We start from the raw sequence: 19452 nt of genomic DNA, 5'->3' as shown, positions 1-19452 counted from the left end.
GCAGGGGATTCCCCGGAGGAACAAGGGAAAGGCCGAGGAAAACCACTTCCCGAGATCATCAACAGTTTGTAGATTTTCAGCCATGACGACGACGCAGAACACCTCAGCCGCACCCGCCGCCACCACCAACCCCGTGCTCCGGGTCCCGCCGGCGGCCCCGGCCGCGGCAGCCGCCTACTTCGCCGCCAGCCTCGCCTTCCACGCGGACGTGTCGGATGTCGCCGCCGCCTTCAAGGCCCACCGTGAGCAGGGCGCCGAGCTCGGCTTCCAGCTCATCGACTCCCGCTCCACCCCGTCCTGGGACCAGGCGCACGTGCCCGGGGCGATCCACCTGCCCACCGCCCTCATCGCCGAGCAGGCCGAGCGGCTCCTCGACAAGAACGTCCCCGTGGTGACGTACTGCTGGGGCCCCGGCTGCAACGGCGGCACCCGCTCCGCCCTCGCCCTGGCCCAGCTCGGCTTCCAGGTCAAGGAGATGCTCGGCGGCATCGAGTACTGGATCCGCGAGGGCTTCGAGGTCGAGACCTGGCAGGGCAACCAGCAGCGCGCCGAGGCCGACCCGCTGACCGCGCCGACGGACTCCGACGACTGCGGCTGCTGATGCCGCGGCCCGTACGCGGACGACGTGGCTCCGCGGACGGCATGGCTCCGCGGACGACGAACGGGCCGCCCGCTCCCCCCGGGGAACGGGCGGCCCGTTCGTCGCGCATACGGGTCAGAGCTTCGACAGCTCGTCCACCAGGTCGTCCAGCCCCAGCGAGCCCTGCGACAGCGCCGCCATGTGCCACGCCTTCAGGTCGAAGGAATCGCCGTGCGCCGCACGCGCGTTGTCGCGGCCCAGCAGCCAGGCGCGCTCGCCCAGCTTGTAGCCGATCGCCTGCCCCGGCATCGACAGGTAGCGGGTCAGCTCGCTCTCGATGAAGTCCGCCGGCCGGCCGCTGTGGAGGCCGAAGAACTCCTGCGCCAGGTCCACCGTCCAGGTCTCGCCCGGGTGGAAGGGCGAGTCCGCCGGGATCTCCAGCTCCAGGTGCATGCCGATGTCCACGATGACGCGCGCGGCGCGCATCATCTGACAGTCCAGGTAGCCCAGGCGCTGCTCGGCGTCCTTGAGGTAGCCCAGCTCGTCCATCAGCCGCTCCGCGTACAGGGCCCAGCCCTCGGCGTTGGCGCTGACGAGACCGACGCTGGCCTGGTAGCGGGAGAGCTGGTCCGCGACGTGCGTCCACTGCGCGAGCTGGAGGTGGTGGCCCGGAACGCCCTCGTGGTACCAGGTGGAGACCAGGTCGTAGACCGGGAAGCGGGTCTGGCCCATGGTCGGCAGCCAGGTGCGGCCCGGACGGGAGAAGTCCTCGGAGGGGTTGGTGTAGTACGGGGCGGCGGCGCCGCCCGGCGGGGCGATGCGCGACTCCACCTTCTTGACCCGCTCGGCGAGTTCGAAGTGCGTGCCGTCGAGGTTCTCGATGGCCTCGTCCATGATGCCCTGCAGCCAGGCCTGGACCTCGTCGACGCCCTCGATGTGGGTGCCGTGCTCGTCCAGGTGCTTCAGCGCCTCCCAGGGACCGGCGCCCGGCAGGATCTTGGCCGCCTCGGTCTTCATCTCGGCGAGCAGCCGGTGGTATTCCGACCAGCCGTAGGCGTACGCCTCGTCCAGGTCCAGGTCCGTGCCGTTGAAGTAGCGGGACCAGCGGGCGTAGCGCTCGCGGCCCACCGTGTCGGGGCCGCTCTGGACGGCCGGGGCGTAGACCTCGGTCATCCAGTCGCGCAGCGCGGCCGTGGCGGCGGTGGCGCCGGCGGCGGCGGTGTCCAGCTCGGCGCGCAGGGAGGCGGGGCCGCGGGAGGCGAAGTCCTCGAAGAAGGCGGGCTCGTCGCCGTCCTGGACGGTCCAGGCGGTGAGCTGGTCGATCATGGTGGCGGTGGGGCGCGGGCCGCCGTGCAGGCCGCGCTCCAGACCCAGCTGCAGGCTCTCGCGGTACCCGGCGATCGCGGCCGGCACGGCGCGCAGCCGCTCGGCGATGGCGGCCCAGTCCTCGTCCGTGTCGGCCGGGGTCAGGGTGAAGACCTCGCGGATCGAGTGCACGGGGGAGTGGATGTTGCTGACCGCGCGCAGGTCCTCGTCGGCCTCGATGACCGCGAGTTCGGCGTTCAGGCGCTCACGGAGCAGGCGGCCGCAGCGTCGCTCGGCGTCGCTGTCGGCGCCCGGCAGCTGCTCGGCGGCGTCGAGGCGGGCGAGGGTGGCGCGGTTCAGGTCGGCGATCGCGGCGCGGCCGGCCGGGGAGTAGTCCGGGAGCTTGCCCGAGCTCGCGGCGACACCGAGGTAGGTGCCCGTGATCGGGTCGAGGGCGATGAGGTCGTCGACATAGGCGTCGGCCACCTGGCGGGGCAGGCGCGTGGCGCCGGCGCTGTTGCTGTGGGTCTCTGACATGCGGACATCTTCGTATGTGGGACGGGTCCGCGTCATCAGCGTTTGGCTTCATCCGGCTTACGGGGGCGGGAGCAGCGGCCCGCAGTCGCACTCCTGGAAGATCAATCCGGTTTCCACACGGGCGACTTCGCGCCGCGAGGTGAACTCGTCGAGAACCAGCCGCTGGAGCTCGGCGGGATCGGCGACGGCGACGTGCGCGAGGTAGTCGTCGGGTCCGGTGAGGCGGAAGGCGGCCCGGGAAGCGGAGAGCGAGCGGACCCGGTCCACGAAGGGGCCGATCAGCTCCCGGCGGTGCGGGCGGACCCGTATGAGGAGCAGCGCCTCCAGGCCCCGGCCGAGTTTGGCCGGATCCAGCCGCAGGCGGTTGCCCAGGACGATCCCGCAGTGGCGCATCCGTGCGACACGGTCCGGGCAGGTGGCGCGGCGATTCCGAGCTCGGCGGCCAGATCGCGGTAGGTGCTCCGTGCGTCGTTCTGCAGGAGCCGCAGAATCTGCAGAGCGACCGGATCCAGAAGGGCCGATCCGGACATTGGCCGAACGCGGCACGAAGGGTTCCCGCCACAACCGGACGAGACCGCAGAGTACCGGCCATGGAGACGAACGCCCGGACCCTGCGACGGTCAGCGGAGGACGCTCGTATCGAGGGGTTCGCCACCACGGGAGCCCGTCCGCAGGGCCCGCCGGTCTGCTCCCGGCTGGACAATCCCACCACCGCCCGGTTCGAGACCGCCCTGGCCCGGCTGGAGGGCACCGAGAGCGCCGTCGCCTCCGCGAGCGGGATGGCCGCACTGGCCGCCACCCTGCTGGTACGGGGCTCGATGGGGCTGCGGCACGTGGTCGCCGTACGTCTCCTCTACGGGTGCGGCGACCACCTGCTGGGCACCGAGGTGACCTGGGCGGATCCCGCGGGCATCGCGGACGCCATTCGCCCGGACACCGGGCTGGTGATGATCGAGTCGCCCGCCAACCGACCCTCGCGGAGATCGACCTGGGGGCCGCCGCGCACGCCTGCGGGGAGGTGCCGCTCCTGGTCGACAGCACCTTCGCGACGCCCGGCCCGCAGCGGCCGGCCGGGAGCGGTGCCCGGCTGGTGCTGCACAGCGCCACCAAGTACCTGGGCGGCCACGGCGACGTGCTCGGCGGGGTCGTGGCCTGCGACGAGGACTTCGCCCGCACGCTGCGTCAGGGCCGCTTCGCGACCGGCGGTGTGCTGCTCCGGCTCGCTCGCCGCGTATCTGCTGCTACGGGGCCTCTCGACGCTCCCGGTGCGGGTACGGGCGGCCTGCGCGAGCGCCGCCGACCCGCGGGTGCTGCGGGTGCACCACCCGGGCAGCGGCGGGGCGATGGTCGCCTTCGAGACCTCCGGCGACCCGCACGAGGTGATCGCCGCGGTCCGGCTGACCACCCCGGCGGTCAGCCTGGGCAGCGTGGCACCCTCATCCAGCACCCGGCCTCCATCAGCCACCGGATCGTGGCCGAGGGAGACCGTCACGCATCGGGCGTGAGCGACCGGCTGCCGCGGATGCCGGTCGGGCTGGAGGACGTGGACGACCTGTGGGCCGACCTGGACCGGGCGCTCAGCGCTGGTGGTTCCGCGGCTGCTCACGCGGAAGTTCGTACGGCAGCCGGGAGCTGACCGGGGTCGCGTCCAGCCGGGCCGTGATCACCAGGGTGCCCTCCTCGATCTGGTAGTCGAGGGGGAGCCCGAGGCCGCGCATGGCGGCGACCATGCCCGTGTTGGAGGCCTGGGTGACGGCGTACACGCTGTCGCAGCCGGCCTCCACGGCCATGGAGACCAGGCGGCCGAGCAACTCGGTGCCGATGCCCCGGCGCTGCCAGTCGTCCTCGATCAGCAGCGCGACCTCGGTCTCGTCGCCGTCCCACAGCAGGTGTCCGAGTGCGACGAGCTTGCCGGAAGCCGTGGTCGCGGCCAGCGTGCGGCCGAAGCGGGGGCTCAGCAGGTGCCCGAGGTAGCGGTCGGCGTCGGAGACCGGGCCGTGGTAGCGCAGCGACAGCGTCCGGTCGGAGCAGCGGTCGTGCATCGCGCGCGCCGCCGGCAGGTCGGAGCCGTCGGCGCGGCGGACGGTGATCTCGTTGCCCTCGGGCAGGGTCAGCACGTCCTGGCTGCGCGGCACGCGGGGGCCGAGGCGGGCGTCGAGCTCCACGAGCGCGCGGGCGCGGGCGAACTCGGTCGGGGTGAAGGGCAGGTAGGGCCGCTCGACGGTGATGGCGCCGCCCGAGGGGTCGCGCAGCCGCATCACGGTGGCCTCCAGGACGCCCTCGACGGGGGCGTCGGCGCCGGAGTTGGGGCGGCCGGAGAGGGTGGTCGCGGGGATCGAGTGGATGGTGCAGCGGCCGAGGAGCTGGCGCAGCGCGAGGGGGAGCTCGGCGGCGTCGAGCGCGGTGCGGGTGGCCAGGCCGAGGACGCGGGTCGGGGTGTCGACCAGGTCGTGGGCGTCGGCCCGCTCGATCCAGGTGCTGCTGCCGCCGGCCCCGGCGATGGCGCGGGTGAGCTCGGCGGACGGCAGCTGCTGCGGGGCGCGCAGCAGGAACTCGTCCACCGTGCCGCCCTCGGGGAGCGGGTGCGTCTGGAGGGTCAGGATGTCTACGCCGCCCCCGGCGAGGGCGGTGCAGATCGCGGCGAGGCTGCCGGGCTCGTCCCGTACGGTCGTGCGCATCCGCCACAGGGTGCTGGTGGCCGCGGCCGCCGACGGGGACTCGGCCGGGGCGGGAGCCCCGGCCGTGCCCGTATCGGAGGGGGCTGTACTCAGCGGCGGCGGCGCATGGCTGTGGCGGCGCGCCCACCAGGTGTGGAACGCCGCCGTGACGAGCAGCGCGACGGCCGAGGCGACGAGCAGGACCGGGCCCTTGGGGCCGTGCACGACGAGATTGGCGATGGCGTCGGCGACCGCGACGGCGCAGAACAGGGCGGCCAGTTCGACGACGTCGCGGCGCCAGTGGTGGCGGTGGGGACGCTGGGCGGAGGCATGCATGCGGTCAGTCATGCAGACCACAGTGACGCAGGGGTGTTGCGTGATCACGAACGATCTGTGACCGATGGGTTAAGTATCCATCTGGCCGATTTCACCCTGTTTTCGGGCTGATTTCCGAAATGCAGGAGGTGGGGCGCCGGGGGCAGCGGGACATCCGGTGCGGCGGGAGAACCGCACCGGCGCCCGTCGTCTACTGGCCCACCCGGCCCGGCTGGAGCGCCTGGGAGAACAGTACGCCGCCCCCTTGGCGCCGCAACCGGACGGTGAGTTCGCCGCTGCCGCCGTCGATCTCGACCTCGCCGTAGTACGGAGGGTTCTCCGAGGGCGACATGTTGGCGAGCGGGGCGGACTGGACGTACGCGGTCTTCGGGCCGAAGGTGGCGTCGAGCTTCCCGGCCGGGAAGCCGCCCGCGCCGATGGGGCCCGAGACGAACTCCCAGAAAGGCGCGAAGTCGCCGAACGCGGCCCGCTCGGGGGCGTAGTGGTTGGCAGCCGTGTAGTGGACATCGGCGGTGAGCCACAAGGTGCCGGTGATGCGCTGGTGCTTGATGTGGCGCAGCAGCTCGGCGATCTGGAGCTCGCGGCCCAGCGGGGCGCCCGGGTCGCCCTGGGCGACCGCCTCGAAGTTCGTGGCGCCGTCGGCGACGACGATGCCCAGCGGCATGTCGGCGGCGATGACCTTCCAGGTGGCGCGGGAGCGCGACAGCTCGCGCTTGATCCAGGCCAGCTGCTCGGGGCCGAGGATGCCGATGGGGTCCTCGGTCTGGCGGCCGGGGGAGTTGGCGTCGCGGTAGGTGCGCATGTCGAGCACGAACACGTCGAGCAGCGGACCGTACCGCATCACGCGGTACATGCGGCCCTCGGCGCGGCCGCCGCGCAGGTCGGTGACGGGGAAGTACTCGCCGAAGGCCTGGCGGGCCCGGCCGGCCAGGGTGTCCACGTCCCTGACGGTGTAGCGGGGGTCGTCGATCACCTGCCCCGGGTACCAGTTGTTGCGGACCTCGTGGTCGTCCCACTGGGCGAGGACGGGCACCTGGGCGTTGAAACCGCGCAGGTTGTGATCGAGCAGGTTGTAGCGGAAGTTCCCGCGGAACTCGGCGAGGGTCTCGGCGACCTTCGACTTCTCCTCGGTGGTGACGTTGTGCCAGGTGCTGCCGTCGCGCAGGGGCACGGAGGCCCGGATCGGCCCGTCGGCGTAGATGGTGTCCCCGCTGAAGAGGAAGAAGTCGGGGTTGCGCAGCCGCATTTCGTCGAAGACGCGGTAGCCGCCGAGGCCGGGGTTGATGCCCCAGCCCTGGCCCGCCAGGTCCCCGGACCACAGGAAGCGCACGTCGCGGTTGCGGGAGACGGGGGTGGTGCGGAAGGTTCCGCACACCGGCTCGCCCGTGCGCCGCGGGTCGCCGGGGTCGGCGAGGACGACCCGGTAGTGGATCTGGCGGCCGGGCGGGAGCTCGCGCAGCGTGGTGGTGCCCGTGAAGTCGGTGCCGGGGCCGAGCAGCGGGCCGCGGTGGTGGCGGACGCCGTAGCGAAACGATTCGCTGGGGGAGGTCTCCACGTACATCCGCGCGGGCCGGTCCGCGCGGGTCCAGATGGTGGCGGAGTGGGCGGTGATCTCACCGGACTGGACGCCCCACGGCGCGCCGGGGCGGCCGGAGCGGGTGAAGGCCGGGGCGGCGACGGCCGGACCGGTGGCGGCCCGCGCGGGTGAGGTGAAGGCGCTGGACAGGGCGAGGCCCAGCGGAACGGCGAGGGAACCGCCCAGCATGGAGCGTCGGGTGTGCGGCATCGGTGCCATCGGTGCGTCTCCGGAGGCCGGCGGGGGTGGGTCGGACAAGTGTGCCGCCGCACACCGGCCCGCCCGCGTCGGCCACGCGAACCTCGGATGAACGCGAGCGGACGGGGACGCGGACGGGGACGGGGACGGAGTCTTGAGCCGGGGTCGGAGCGCTGAGCCGGGGTCAGGGCGTGGTCGCCCCCGGGGAGTTGTCCCGACGGGCCGTGTCCAGGATCACCCGGGACACGAGCGCCGGGTCGTCGTTCATCGGCACGTGGCCGCACCCCGGAAGCCGTACCAGCCGCGCGCCGGGAATCACGTGCTTGGCCCGGACGCCCTGGCGGCGCAGGAGCAGCCGGTCGCGGGCGCCCCAGGCGATGGTCACGGGCAGCCCGGGCACGTCGGCGGTGAACCGTACGGAGCCGCCCGCGGCCAGGGTGTCCTCGAAGCCGGTGGCGTCGCGCAGGGCGAGGGTCTCGGCGACCACGGCCTCGGGGGAGCGGCGGGCCGGGCGGGCGTAGATGGTGCCGGTGAGCGCGGCCCGGCCGGCGGCGCTGCGCGAAAGCCGCTCCAGGGCGGGCCGGGGGAGCGCCCGGGACCCGGCGCGCATCGCGCGCAGGGCGGTGAAGGCGTAGCGGCGCTCGCCCTCGGTCCAGAACCCGGCGGGGGAGAGTGCGGTGACCGAGCGGACGAGGTTGCTCCGGCCCATCTCGAGCGCCAGGAGCCCGCCGAGGGAGTTGCCCGCGACGTGCGGACGCTCGACGCCGAGGGCCGCGCAGAGCGCGCCGAGGGCGGGGGCGACGGTGTCGAGCCCGTACGGGACCCCGTGCGGCAGCGGCTCCGAGAGGCCGAAGCCGGGCAGGTCGACGGCGATCACGTCGTGCTCGGCGGCCAGGATGTCGGTCACCGGGTGCCAGGCCTGGAGGTGGTGGCCTATGCCGTGCAGCAGGAGGAGCGGTTCGCCCGCGCCCTTGCGCTCGTACGCGGCGGTGGCGGTGCGGGGGCCGAGCGGCGAATCGATCGTGAAGGAGACCGTGGCGGTCATGCTGCTCCTCGTCGGTGGCGCTTGCGAGACAGGGTGTCAGTAGCTCTGACGCCATGCCTACCGCTCGGTAGCCGTCCGCTACAACCCCTTCGGGGGCCGACTGGCGGGAGATCGCGAACATCCCGTGAACGGCTTGATACATATGCCCGATCTGCCCGGCAAAGGGATGAGCATTGGTCTTGACCAAGGGGGTGCGTAGTCCTATCGTCACCAGGGATAGTGCAGGAACCTTTAATAAACAAAGGCGCGGAACTGCCGCTGGAACACGGCGATTGCAGCGATTGCAGGAGGAGTCAGGGTGGGGACCACGCAGCTCGAAACGGTGCCGGAACCGAAGTACTGGCACCTGAAGACCGTCCTCAGCGAGGCGCTCGACCAGGATTTCGCCGTGGGCGAGGTGCTGCCGAACGAGCGTGAGCTCGCCGCACGCTTCGGTGTCGCCCGCGCGACCCTGCGCCAGGCGCTGGAGCAGCTGGAGCTCGAAGGCCGCCTGCAGCGCCGGCGCGGCGTGGGCACCACCGTCGCCCCGCCGCGGGTGGGCGTGGACGTCGGCAGCGCGCAGCACAGCTGGCCCGGCGAGGACACCGACGGCTGGGAGCCCGTGGACGCGGCCGAGGCCGTGCCGTCCGCCGCCGCCCGGCGGCTCCTCGGCACCGCTGCCGACCAGCCCGTGCACGTCGTCCGCCGGACCCGCGTGACGCAGGGCCAGCCCGTCGCCGCCGAGCTGCTGTACGTGCCGGCCGCCTCCGTGCCGGGGCTCTCCGCCATCGACGCCCCGGCGGGACCCGCGCGCGCCCGCGCCGTCCTGCGGGAGCTGCAGCGGCTCGCCCTCGACGGGCAGGACCGCTCGGTGGAGCTCGGCTCGGCCCGCGCTGACGACGCGAAGGAGCTGGACCGCCTGCCCGGCGCCCCGGTCCTCCTCGTCACCACCCGCTACTTCACGGCCACTGGCACCGCCGCCGTCTCGGTGGCCACGTACCGCGCGGACACCTGCCGCCTGACCTTCGGAGACTCCGGCGACGTCCAGATCACCCACGACGACCGCGTGGCCTCCTGACCCACCCGCACCGCGGGGCCCGTCGAGCCCCGCGCGCCCGGCCCTTTGCACCGCACCGCAGCCGCCCGCACCTCCCCGGGCGGCTGCGCCTTGCCCGCCCGCGACCCCCACCACCCCGCCGGGGCGTCCCGCCGGGGCGCGCCGCCGGGTGTGCCAACCCGCCGCCCCACCCCCGCGCCTCGGCCCGGGGTCCCCCGCGCCCTGGTGCCCCGCCTCCGCGCCCCGGGCCCGGGTCCCCCCCCGCCTGGTACCCCGCCTTCGCGCCTCGGCCCGGGTGCCCCGGTGTCCGGCGCCCTGCCTTCGCGCCTCGGCCCGGGTGCCCCCGCTCTGTGCCCCGACCCGCCCCAGGTGCCCCGCCCCGAGCCCCGGCCCCCCATGCCCCCGCCCGGTGCCCCGCCTCCGCGCCTCGGCCCGGGTGCCCCCGCACTCGAGCTCCGGCCCGGGTGCCCCCGGACCCGAGCTCCGGCCCGGGTGCCCCCGCACTCGAGCTCCGGCCCGGGTGCCCCCGCACTCGAGCTCCGGCCCGGTGCCCCCGGACCCGAGCCCCGGCTCCGGGGGTACGCCCACCGTCGCCCCGCGCTGTCGGGCTCGGTCTTCGGGACGTCACATGACCGCCTCCGGGCAAGTCCTTCGGCCGCCCCGAGACGCGCTGTGCGCCCGCACTGACTGTTCCGGCCCTGCTCGGAGTCGCCCCGTGCTGCCGAGCCCGGTTCGTGGGCGGTCACCAGGTACGCCGCCGGGCAAGTCCCCAGGTGCCCCCGGGTTGCGCCGCGCGCCCGCATCGAGGGTCCCGGCCCGCCGGGAGTCGTCTCGCGCTGCCGGGCGCGGGCTGGGGCGGTCGTCGAGTTCGCCTCCGGGTAGGTCCTTCGGTCGTGCCGGGATGCGCCGCGTGCCCGCACCGACTGTTCCGGCCCTGCTCGGAGTCGCCCCGTGCTGCCGAGCCCGGTTCGTGGGCGGTCACCAGGTACGCCGCAGGGCAAGTCCCTAGGGTGCCCCGGGATGCGCCGCGCGCCCGCACCGAGGGACCGGCCCCGGCCGGGAGTCGCCTCGTGCTGCCGGGCGGCCCGGTCTTGGGGCGGTCACCGATTCCGCCTCCGGGCAGGCCCTTCGGCCGTGCCGTGATGCGCCGCGTGCCTGTACCGAGGGTCCTGGCCCGCGGGGAGTCGCCTCGCGTTGCCGGGCCCGGTCTCCGGGTGGCCACATGACCGCCTCCGGGTAGGCCCTTCGGCCGTGCCGGTACGGGCTGCGCGCCTGCACCGACCATTCCGGCTCTGCTCGGAGTCGCCTCGCGCCGTCGGCCCGGTCCTCGGACCGTCACCGCGTACGCCGCCAGGCAGCCCTGCGGGGCTCCCGAGACGGGCCGCGCGCCCGCAGCGAGGAACCCGGCCCGGCGGGAGTCGTCTCGCGCTGCCGGGCCCGGCCCCGTCCTCGGGCGGTCACCGCGTACGCGGCCCGGCCTGTCCTGCGGGGCGCCGAGACGGGCCGCGCGCCGGCGCCGAGGATTCCGACCCCGCTCCGGAGTCGCCCCGCGGGCTACCGGCCTCCCCAGGCGGAGGGCCGGTTCCTGGGCGCAGCCCTCGGCGTGCCGGGGCGGTGATCCGCGCGGCTGCCCCAGCTCCTCCGCGTTGCCGAACACCAGCCACGGGCGGGAGCCGCGAACGCCACCGGGGCTCCTGGGCACGGCCCTCGGGCGCGCCGGGACGGTCGGTGTTCCGAGCGGCGCCCGCATCGCGCCCGGTACGGGCTGGGTTGACGCGATCCGGAGGAGGCGAACTAGCGGCGGCGGGTCGTGACCGTTTTTTCCACCGCGAACAGTTCTTCTTCCACGTGGTCCAGCGCGAGCCGTAGCGCTCCCGTCGCCACCGCGGCCTCGCCGAGCAGGGACAGGGCGACCCGCGGCGGGCGCAGGCAGTAGCGTTCCAGCTCCCGTCGGAGGGGCTCCAGTACGCCGTCCAGGCCGGCCGCCCAGCCGCCGACCACCACCAGTTCCGGATCCATGGCCAGTACCAGCGCCGCCACGTCGTGCACCAGCCGCTGTACGAACCGCTGCATCGCGGCAACCGCGCGCTCGTCGCCCCGCTTCGCCATCGCGAAAACCTCGGCGACGGCCTGCTCGTCCAACGGGTGCAACGGCTCGCCGGTGGTCGACAGCAGTTTCTCGGGCGTCACCTCTCGCCCCAGCAGGTGAAGCGCGCCGATCTCACCGGCCGCTCCGCCGAAGCCGCGGTGCAGCCGGCCGCCGATCAGGGAGCCCGCGCCGGGGCTGAGCCCGGCCATGACGAACACCATGTCGTCGGAGTCCTGCGCGGCCCCCTTCCAGTGCTCGGCGACCGCCGCCGCGTTGGCGTCGTTCTCCACCTGCACCGGGCAGCGGAAGGAGCGCCGCAGCCGTTCCCCGAGGGGCAGTCCGGTCCAGCCGGGCAGGGCCGTGCCGAGCCGCACCGTTCCGTCGGCCTCGACGATCCCGGGGCTGCCCACGCCGACGGCACGCAGTGAGTCCCGCGGCACCCCGGCCCTGCGCAGCAGGTCGGCGACGGCTGTCCGGACGCGCTCCAGCCGCTCGTCGGCGGAGGCCGTCTCGGCCACTTCCTTGGTGCCGGCGCCGATCACCCGTCCGTCCAGCCCGGACAGCAGTACGGCGATCCGGTGGGAGCCGATCTCCACGCCGAGCAGGTGTCCCGCCTCGGCCCGGAAGCGGAACCGCCGCGCAGGACGCCCTTGGCGCCGCGTGCCCTCCTCGGCTTCGGCCTCGACGACGAGACCGGTCCCGATCAACCCCTCCACGACGCCCTCGACGGTCGGGCGGGAGAGTCCGGTGAGCCGGGTGAGGTCGGTGAGGGTCGGCGATCGGGCTCCGCGCAGTGCCCGGAGCACCACGGCCGAATTGATCCGCCGGAGCAGGGAGGGGTCCCCGCCGGTCAGCTGCCCCAACGTGTGTCCTCCCAGCTAGCGAGCCTGTCAGCCGGATCGTACTGCGGACCCGGTCCGGCGGCGAGAACCAGCCCCCCATTGGCCGGAACCAGCCCTTCCGCTCGGTCCTCCGCAGGCGCGCGGCCGGCCTCGGTGGGGCGGATGGCCGAGAAGGGCCCACGCCGTGCCCGCTCAGGCCGGGGCCACGAAACCCGACTCGTACGCGGTGATCACGGCCTGGGTCCGGTCCCGCGCCCCCAGCTTCGCCAGGATCGCGCTCACATGCGACTTCACGGTCTCCGTGCCGACGATCAGCTCACGGGCGATCTCCACATTGGTCAGCCCCCGAGACATCAGCCGCAGCACCGATTCCTCCCGCTCGGTCAGCGCTGCCCGCTCCAGCACCGCCCGCGCCTGCCGGTTCCCGTACTCCGCCGCCAGGGCCCGCACCGCGGAGGGGAACAGTAGGGTCTCCCCCTCCGCCACCAGCCGTACCGCGTGCACGATCTCCGACGGCCGGGCCCGCTTCAGCAGGAACCCGTCCGCCCCGGCCCGCAACGCCTGATAGACGTACTCGTCGTTCTCGAAAGTGGTGACCACGAGGATCTTCGGCGGGGAGTCCACGGACCGCAGGACGGCTCGTGTCGCCTCGATCCCGTCAAGCAGCGGCATCCGTACGTCCATGGCCACGACATCCGGCCGTAGTTGCCGCACGAGCGGAACCACGGCGGCGCCGTCGGCGGCCTCCCCCACCACCTCGATATCGGGCTGGGAGTCCAAAACGGCGCGCAGACCCGCGCGCACCAGGGGTTCGTCATCGACGAGCAGTACGGTAACCGGCATCCGGTCAGCGTATGTGCTCCAGCGGAAGCCTCGCGTACACCCTCCAACTGCCCTTGTGCGGACCCGTCTCGGCCCGGCCGCCCAGCAGCGCGGCCCGCTCGCGCATTCCGCGCAGTCCGCTTCCGCTGCCGCCCATGACGGTCGGCCGCTCCGGCAGCGGATTCGTCACCTCCAGGTCGAGGCGGTCGACGGCCACCCCGATCCGAACCCGGACCGGTACGGGACCGCAGTGCCGCAGCACGTTGGTGAGCGCCTCCTGCAGGATCCGGTACCCCTCCCGGGTGACGGGCCCCGGCAACGTCTCCAGCGGACCGGTCAGTTCCGCGTCCACCGCCGCCCCGGAGGCGCGGGCCGACTCGAACAGCCGGTCCGCCTCGACGAGCGTCGGCCGCTGCGATGGCGTTGCCGTCGACTCCCGCAGCACCAGCAGCACCCGCTCCAGATCCTCCAGCGCGGCGCGGCCCGTCTCCTCGATCGCGCTGAGCGCCCGGTCCGTGAACTCGGGGTCGCCCGCCGCCCGGGCCGCCCCCGCCTGGACGACCGCCACGGTCAGCGCGTGTCCGATGGAGTCGTGCAGTTCCCGCGCGATCCGGGTCCGCTCCAACAACTGCTCGGTGCGCACTTCCAAGGCGCTGAGCCGCTCGGCCGCGGAAGGCCCGAGCAGCTTGCACGCGATCGCGGTGATGAGCTCGCCCAGCAGGACCACGCTGACCCACAGCAGTATCAGCGGCACCGGTGTGAGCAGCACCGCGGCCCAGAACGGCGGAGTGAAGGGCAGCAGGGCGTCCCCGCCCAGCGGCTGCCCCAGGGCGGTCTGGACGAGCTCGACGGTCAGCACCGGCGGCCACACGGTCGCGATCATTGCGACCATCGCGACGACCATCCGTATCTCCAGCCACAGCAGCGTCCGCCAGCGGTCGCTCCAGCCCGAGGACGGGACCGTGCTGATGCTGCCGGCGGCCGAGCCGCGTTCGTACGGAGTGAGGAGGAACTGGGCCTGGAGCCCCTCCGCCTGCCGTACCCAGGGCAGCAGCCCGAACGGTACGACGATCAACAGCGGCATCCAAGGGGCTTCGGGTTCTATGAACATCCATATGGCCAGCAGCAGGATGGGCACGCACAGGTGCAACCAGCGTGAATAGGTCACTGGTTGAAGCGGAGCACGGAGCAGTCGGTACATGTACCCATCGTGACAGTCCGCAGCTCACGGGCGTCTCCCCCACGTGGGGGAGACGAGACCCTCGCATGGGGGAGGAAGGGGGGTGGGGCGGGCGGCGAATCTTGAGACATGAACAGCATCGAGATCCGAGAACTGACCAAGGAATACGGCAGCACCCGGGCCGTGGACCACCTCACCTTCGACGTCCTGCCCGGGCGGGTCACAGGTTTCCTGGGGCCCAACGGAGCAGGGAAGTCCACCACGATGCGCCTCCTGCTGGGGCTGGACCGGATCACCTCCGGGACGGCCACCATCGGGGGCCGGCGGTTCACCGACTTCCCGGACCCGCTGCGCCGCGTCGGCGCACTGCTGGACGCCCAGGCGGCCCATGGCGGGCGGACCGCCCGGGACCACCTGCGCTTCCTCGCCGCCGGCAACCGCATTCCGGCGAGCCGGGTGGAGGAAGTACTGGAGCAGGCCGGGCTCGTGTCGGCCGCCAAGCGGCGGGTCAAGACCTTCTCACTCGGCATGCGTCAGCGCCTGGGCATAGCGGCCGCCCTGCTGGGCGACCCCGGGGTGCTACTGCTGGACGAGCCGACCAACGGCCTCGACCCCGAGGGCATCATCTGGATCCGCGAGCTGATGCGGAACCTCGCCGCCGAGGGACGCACGGTCCTCGTCTCCAGCCACCTGATGTCGGAGACGGCCACGCTGGCCGATCACCTCGTCGTACTCGGGCGGGGCCGACTGTTGGCCGACACCTCGATGGAGGAGTTCATCGACGCCCGCAGCACCCCGCGGGTGCGGCTGCGCACCTCGGATCCCGTCCGGCTGCGGGCAGCACTGGCCCGGGACGGCTTCGACCTGGCCGACACCGGCGACGGGCGCTGGACCGTGGACGGCATACAGGCCGAGCAGCTCGGCGTCATCGCCGCCCGGGAAGGCGTTCCGATGATGGAACTGGCCGACGAGCGCGCCTCGCTGGAGCAGGCCTACCTCGACCTCACCGCCGACCACGCCCAGTTCGCCGCAACCCACTGACCTTCGCCCCACCTGCAAGGAGGCTTCACCATGAGCGCCGCTCTGCCCACCGTCCCCGTCCTGCACTCGGAATGGATCAAGATACGGTCCCTCCGCGGTACCTTCGGGGCGCTGATAGCCCTCTTCGCCGCCACCGTCGGGATCCAGGTGTTGACGGCCGCGGCGATAGGCACGGCCGAGGCCGGCAGCATGGGTGACGATCCGCTCCTCGCGGCCTTCTACGGAACCGTCTTCGGACAGATCGCTGCCTTCTCCTTCGGAGCGAGCGCCGTTGCCTCCGAGTTCCACAATGGCGCCCTGCGCACCTCACTGGCCGCGGTGCCGAACCGCACCCGCCTCTACCTGTCGAAGATCGCGATGGTGGGCGGACTGGCCTTCCTGGTCGGCCAGGCCACCGGGTTCGTCACCTTCGTGGCGGGCCAGGCGTTCATGGGCCAGTACGCCCTCGGGCTGGGCGACCCGGGCAGCCTCCGCGCCATCTTCGGCAGCGGGGTCTACCTCATGCTGATGGCTCTGTTGGCTGCGGGTCTGACGGCGGTTGTGCGCAATACGTCGGTCGTCCTGTGCCTGCTCATACCTCTGGTGCTGGTGATCCCGTTCGTCATCGGCGCGGCCGTCGAGGGTGTGGCCGAGTACCTGCCGGACCGTGCCGGGCAGATGGTGATGAGGGCGGAGTCGGAGGGCGTCCTCGGCCCGTGGAGCGGCTTGGGGGTGCTGGCGCTGTGGGCGGCGGTCGCGCTGGTCGGCGGCTGGCTGGCGGTGCGCCGGCGGGACGCGTGACGCCGGACCAGTTGTCAGTGCTCCGCGTGATACTGACGGTATGACCACGGCAGAGCATCTCGACACGATCGACCGGCTGCGGACACGAGCTTTCCCCGAGGTCCCGGGCAGGTCCGAAGTGGGTACCAGCGGCCCGGGATACCACCTCGCGGAACTGGGCGGGAGCCGTTGGTACGGGGACGAGGACGCGGCCGGCCGGGTGGCTCAGGAGGAGCAGGTCGCAGCCGAGTGCGAGGCCCTGGCCCAGCGGCTGGCGGAGCGCTGGGGCGAGCCCGATGTGTTCACCCTGGCGAGCCTGAGGCTGCGGGGGGACGGGGAGGAGGTGGCGCAGCCGTGGCGGGAGATCGGCGACACCACCGACTGCCTGAGCCTCTGGCGGGCCGGGGACCGGTGGGTCGCGCTCTACGAGTCCCGCTGGGGGGCCGATCACTCGCCGCAGCTGATGGCCGCGGTCACCGTGATCGACCCGCCGTAGGGCTGTGGCCGGGAAGGTTGGCCGTACCGGGCGCCGCGACGCGGCGGACCTTCCCGGTCACAGCCCTAGGGGGTTCCGGGGGAGGGCTGTTCGGCCGGGGGGTCGGCGGCCGCGCGGAGGCGGGCGTACTCCTGGGCCATTGACTCCGCGGTCCAGTGGGCGTTGAGGCCGCTGGGGTTGGGGAGGGCCCAGATGCGGGTGGAGCCGATGGTCCGGTCCTGGGGGCCGATCCGGGCCTTTCGCTCGCCGAACGCGGTCCGGTAGGCGGTCACTCCGACCACGGCCAGCCACTGGGGCTCCAACTGCTCCACCTTGGCCGTCAGGATGCGGCCTCCCTCGCGGAACTCCTCGGCACTCAGCTCGTCGGCGCGGGCCGTGGCGCGGGCGACCACGTTGGTGATGCCGAGGCGGTAGGTGAGCAGCTCGTCCTGCTCGGCGGGGGCCAGTCGGCGCGGAGTGAAGCCGGACAGGTGCAGGACGGGCCAGAAGCGGTTGCCGGGGCGGGCGAAATGGTGGCCCGTCGCGGCGGAGAGGAGACCGGGGTTGATTCCGCAGAAGAGCACACGCAGACCGCCCGCGACCACGTCCGGGAGGACGCGGTCACGGGCGGCGTTCAGCTCGTCGGGGGTCAGAGGATCGACCCCGGCGTGTACCCGGCAGCCTCCGGGTGCTGCTTGGCGATCGCCTCGATGCGGGAGACCACCGCCGCCACCTGGTCGCTCGCGGCGCCGGTGAAGGACAGCTTGTCGGCCATCAGCGCGTCGAGCTGGGCCCGGTCCAGCGGCATCCGCTCGTCGGCGGCCAGCTTGTCCAGCAGCTCGTTGCGCTCGGCGCCCTGCTCGCGCATGGCGAGCGCGGAGGCCACCGCGTGCTCCTTGATGACCTCGTGGGCGGTCTCGCGGCCCACTCCGGCGCGCACCGCGCCCATCAGGACCTTGGTGGTCGCCAGGAAGGGCAGGTAGCGGTCCAGCTCGCGGGCCACGACGGCCGGGAAGGCGCCGAACTCGTCGAGGACCGTCAGGAAGGTCTCCAGCAGGCCGTCGAGGGCGAAGAACGCGTCGGGCAGGGCCACCCGGCGGACCACGGAGCAGGAGACGTCGCCCTCGTTCCACTGGTCGCCGGCCAGCTCGCCGGTCATCGAGGCGTAACCGCGCAGGATGACCATGAGGCCGTTCACGCGCTCGCAGGACCGGGTGTTCATCTTGTGCGGCATCGCGGAGGAGCCGACCTGGCCGGGCTTGAAGCCCTCGGTGACCAGCTCGTGGCCGGCCATCAGGCGGATCGTCTTGGCGATCGAGGACGGAGCGGCGGCCAGCTGCACGAGGGCGGTGACCACGTCGTAGTCGAGCGAGCGCGGGTAGACCTGGCCGACCGAGGTGAAGGCCTCGGCGAAGCCGAGGTGGGCGGCGATGCGCTGCTCCAGGTCGGCGAGCTTGGCGGAGTCGCCGCCGAGCAGGTCGAGCATGTCCTGGGCGGTGCCGACCGGGCCCTTGATCCCGCGCAGCGGGTAGCGGCCCAGCAGGTCCTCCAGGCGGCCGTACGCGACCAGCAGCTCATCGGCCGCGGTGGCGAAGCGCTTGCCCAGGGTGGTCGCCTGCGCGGCGACGTTGTGGGAGCGGCCGGCCATGACCAGCTCGGCGTGCTCGCCGGCCAGCTTGCCGAGGCGGGCGAGGACGGCGACCGTACGGTCCCGGACCAGTTCCAGCGACAGCCGGATCTGGAGCTGCTCGACGTTCTCGGTCAGGTCGCGGGAGGTCATGCCCTTGTGGACGTGCTCGTGGCCGGCGAGGTCGTTGAACTCCTCGATCCGGGCCTTCACATCGTGCCGGGTGACCTTCTCGCGCTCGGCGATGGAGGCGAGGTCGACGGTTTCGAGGACGCGCTCGTAGTCGGCGAGAGCCTCGTCGGGGACCTCGATACCGAGGTCCTTCTGGGCGCGCAGGACGGCGAGCCACAGCCGCCGCTCCAGCGTCACCTTGTACTCGGGGGACCACAGGACGGCGAGCTCCGCAGAGGCGTAGCGGCCGGCCAGGACATTGGGGATGCGGGGCTTGGCTGTCACGTGTAGGGATTCTACTTGGGCTCCCGCTGTGTGTTTACGCAGGTAGGGACCCCGCCCCGGATTGTGCCTTGCTACGAGAGCGGGTCGCCCGCAGAAGCCTCGTACGGCAGCAGCTCCGGGCGCTTGGCCGGGCGGCCGTCACCGGAGGAGCGGCCCGTGAGGCGGCGGCCGACCCAGGGGAGCAGGTGCTGTCGCGCGAAGCTGAGGTCCTGGCCGCGGCGGGCGGCCCAGCCCGGGGGGACCGCGGGCGGGAGCTCCACGCGCCAGTCCTCCTCCGGCGGCAGGCCCAGCGTCTGCCAGACGGCCTCCGCGACCCGGCGGTGGCCCTCGGCGGTCAGGTGCAGCCGGTCCACGTCCCACATCCGGGGGTCCCCGAGGACGGCGGGCCCGTACAGGTCCACCACCAGGGCGCCGTGCCGGGCGGCGAGCTCCTCGATGACGGCGAAGAGCTCCTCCATGCGCGGGCGGAAGCGTTCCATCACCGGCCCGTTGCGCCCCGGGGAGCGCATCAGGACCAGCGTCTTGCACGAGGGGGCGAGCAGCCCCACCGCCTCCTCCAGGTGCCCGCGCACCCGGCCCATGTCGACCTTGGGGCGCAGCGCGTCGTTCAGCCCGCCGACCAGGGTCACCACGTCGGCGCCCATCGCGGCTGCCGCCGGGGCCTGGTCCGCGGCGATCTGGCCGATCAGCTTTCCCCGCACGGCGAGGTTCGCGTAGCGGAAGGACGGCTCGCGCGCCGCGAGGCGGGCGGCCAGCAGATCGGCCCAGCCCCGGTAGGAGCCGTCCGGGAGCAGGTCGGACATGCCCTCGGTGAAGGAGTCGCCGACCGCGACGAAACTGGTGTAAGAGGCATTCATCTCCATGGCGGAGCGATGCTACCGCGCGGTACCC

General features: G+C 73.2%; 15 protein-coding genes and 2 pseudogenes. 6 read left to right on the top strand and 11 right to left on the bottom strand.

From position 1 onward, the window contains the following. Nucleotides 1–82 precede the first annotated feature (82 nt). On the top strand, nucleotides 83–601 hold the full coding sequence (locus AB0M99_RS25550; RefSeq protein ID WP_365924234.1) for a rhodanese-like domain-containing protein: 519 nt from the start codon (nucleotides 83–85) through the stop codon (nucleotides 599–601). A gap of 114 nt (nucleotides 602–715) precedes the next feature. Here the strand turns inward: AB0M99_RS25550 and AB0M99_RS25545 are convergent, their stop codons facing one another. Together AB0M99_RS25545 and AB0M99_RS25540 are read right to left on the bottom strand one after the other, a co-directional pair. Next, nucleotides 716–2422 (bottom strand): DUF885 domain-containing protein, encoded by a 1707-nt coding sequence (locus AB0M99_RS25545; RefSeq protein WP_365924232.1) that lies wholly within the window; start codon nucleotides 2420–2422, stop codon nucleotides 716–718. Nucleotides 2423–2479: 57 nt separating this feature from the next. Beyond that, a pseudogene (locus tag AB0M99_RS25540) lies at nucleotides 2480–2952 on the bottom strand (Lrp/AsnC family transcriptional regulator). A 93-nt stretch (nucleotides 2953–3045) separates the two neighbouring features. On the opposite strand from AB0M99_RS25540, the pseudogene AB0M99_RS25535 reads away from it, so the two are divergent. Next, nucleotides 3046–4058: pseudogene (locus AB0M99_RS25535) on the top strand (PLP-dependent transferase); the annotation flags it as partial. On the opposite strand, the gene AB0M99_RS25530 reads toward AB0M99_RS25535, so the two are convergent. The 3 genes from AB0M99_RS25530 to AB0M99_RS25520 all read right to left on the bottom strand — a co-directional run bounded on the left by AB0M99_RS25530 (nucleotide 4000) and on the right by AB0M99_RS25520 (nucleotide 8234). Beyond that, nucleotides 4000–5427 carry a GNAT family N-acetyltransferase gene (locus tag AB0M99_RS25530; RefSeq protein WP_365924230.1) on the bottom strand — a complete coding sequence of 476 codons (1428 nt, stop codon included), beginning with the start codon at nucleotides 5425–5427 and terminating at the stop codon, nucleotides 4000–4002. The pseudogene AB0M99_RS25535 and the gene AB0M99_RS25530 overlap by 59 nt on opposite strands. A gap of 178 nt (nucleotides 5428–5605) precedes the next feature. Continuing rightward, complete coding sequence (locus AB0M99_RS25525; protein WP_365924228.1) at nucleotides 5606–7201, bottom strand: alkaline phosphatase D family protein; 1596 nt, start codon at nucleotides 7199–7201, stop codon at nucleotides 5606–5608. A gap of 172 nt (nucleotides 7202–7373) precedes the next feature. Beyond that, nucleotides 7374–8234, bottom strand: a complete 861-nt coding sequence (locus AB0M99_RS25520) for an alpha/beta fold hydrolase (protein WP_365924226.1) — start codon at nucleotides 8232–8234, stop codon at nucleotides 7374–7376. Between the two features lie 298 nt (nucleotides 8235–8532). Between AB0M99_RS25520 and AB0M99_RS25515 the strand changes: the two genes are divergently transcribed. Further along, on the top strand, nucleotides 8533–9291 hold the full coding sequence (locus AB0M99_RS25515; RefSeq protein ID WP_365924224.1) for a GntR family transcriptional regulator: 759 nt from the start codon (nucleotides 8533–8535) through the stop codon (nucleotides 9289–9291). A 1773-nt stretch (nucleotides 9292–11064) separates the two neighbouring features. Here AB0M99_RS25515 and AB0M99_RS25510 read toward each other — a convergent pair. From AB0M99_RS25510 to AB0M99_RS25500, 3 genes are all read right to left on the bottom strand, one after another. Next, nucleotides 11065–12222 (bottom strand): ROK family transcriptional regulator, encoded by a 1158-nt coding sequence (locus tag AB0M99_RS25510; protein ID WP_365924222.1) that lies wholly within the window; start codon nucleotides 12220–12222, stop codon nucleotides 11065–11067. A gap of 171 nt (nucleotides 12223–12393) precedes the next feature. Continuing rightward, a complete protein-coding gene (locus AB0M99_RS25505; protein WP_365924219.1) occupies nucleotides 12394–13044 on the bottom strand; it encodes a response regulator transcription factor in 651 nt (216 codons plus the stop codon). Between the two features lie 4 nt (nucleotides 13045–13048). Continuing rightward, entirely contained in the window at nucleotides 13049–14224 is a 1176-nt protein-coding gene (locus AB0M99_RS25500; RefSeq protein WP_365924217.1) for a histidine kinase, read from the bottom strand. 108 nt (nucleotides 14225–14332) lie between these two features. Between AB0M99_RS25500 and AB0M99_RS25495 the strand changes: the two genes are divergently transcribed. Genes AB0M99_RS25495 through AB0M99_RS25485 form a run of 3 tightly spaced genes read left to right on the top strand, consistent with a single transcriptional unit; the run spans nucleotide 14333 to nucleotide 16499 of the window. Further along, nucleotides 14333–15244 (top strand): ABC transporter ATP-binding protein, encoded by a 912-nt coding sequence (locus tag AB0M99_RS25495; RefSeq protein ID WP_365924215.1) that lies wholly within the window; start codon nucleotides 14333–14335, stop codon nucleotides 15242–15244. A 30-nt stretch (nucleotides 15245–15274) separates the two neighbouring features. Continuing rightward, nucleotides 15275–16024, top strand: a complete 750-nt coding sequence (locus AB0M99_RS25490; protein WP_365924213.1) for an ABC transporter permease — start codon at nucleotides 15275–15277, stop codon at nucleotides 16022–16024. A gap of 40 nt (nucleotides 16025–16064) precedes the next feature. Continuing rightward, on the top strand, nucleotides 16065–16499 hold the full coding sequence (locus AB0M99_RS25485) for a hypothetical protein (protein WP_365924211.1): 435 nt from the start codon (nucleotides 16065–16067) through the stop codon (nucleotides 16497–16499). Nucleotides 16500–16564: 65 nt separating this feature from the next. Here the strand turns inward: AB0M99_RS25485 and mug are convergent, their stop codons facing one another. From mug to AB0M99_RS25470, 3 genes are all read right to left on the bottom strand, one after another. Further along, nucleotides 16565–17131 carry a G/U mismatch-specific DNA glycosylase gene (gene mug, locus AB0M99_RS25480; protein ID WP_365924341.1) on the bottom strand — a complete coding sequence of 189 codons (567 nt, stop codon included), beginning with the start codon at nucleotides 17129–17131 and terminating at the stop codon, nucleotides 16565–16567. Next, the gene (gene purB, locus AB0M99_RS25475; RefSeq protein WP_365924209.1) at nucleotides 17128–18561 is read right to left on the bottom strand and encodes an adenylosuccinate lyase; all 1434 of its coding nucleotides are present in this window, start codon (nucleotides 18559–18561) and stop codon (nucleotides 17128–17130) included. Before purB ends, mug begins: the two co-directional genes overlap by 4 nt. A 71-nt stretch (nucleotides 18562–18632) precedes the next feature. Then, a complete protein-coding gene (locus AB0M99_RS25470; RefSeq protein WP_365924207.1) occupies nucleotides 18633–19424 on the bottom strand; it encodes an SGNH/GDSL hydrolase family protein in 792 nt (263 codons plus the stop codon). Between the last annotated feature and the right edge of the window lie 28 nt (nucleotides 19425–19452).

It is taken from the genome of Streptomyces sp. NPDC051183, from assembly GCF_040682455.1.
Lineage (GTDB): Bacteria > Actinomycetota > Actinomycetes > Streptomycetales > Streptomycetaceae > Streptomyces.
Note: the sequence above shows the minus strand (reverse complement) of the source record. Positions and strands in the feature narration are given on the sequence as shown.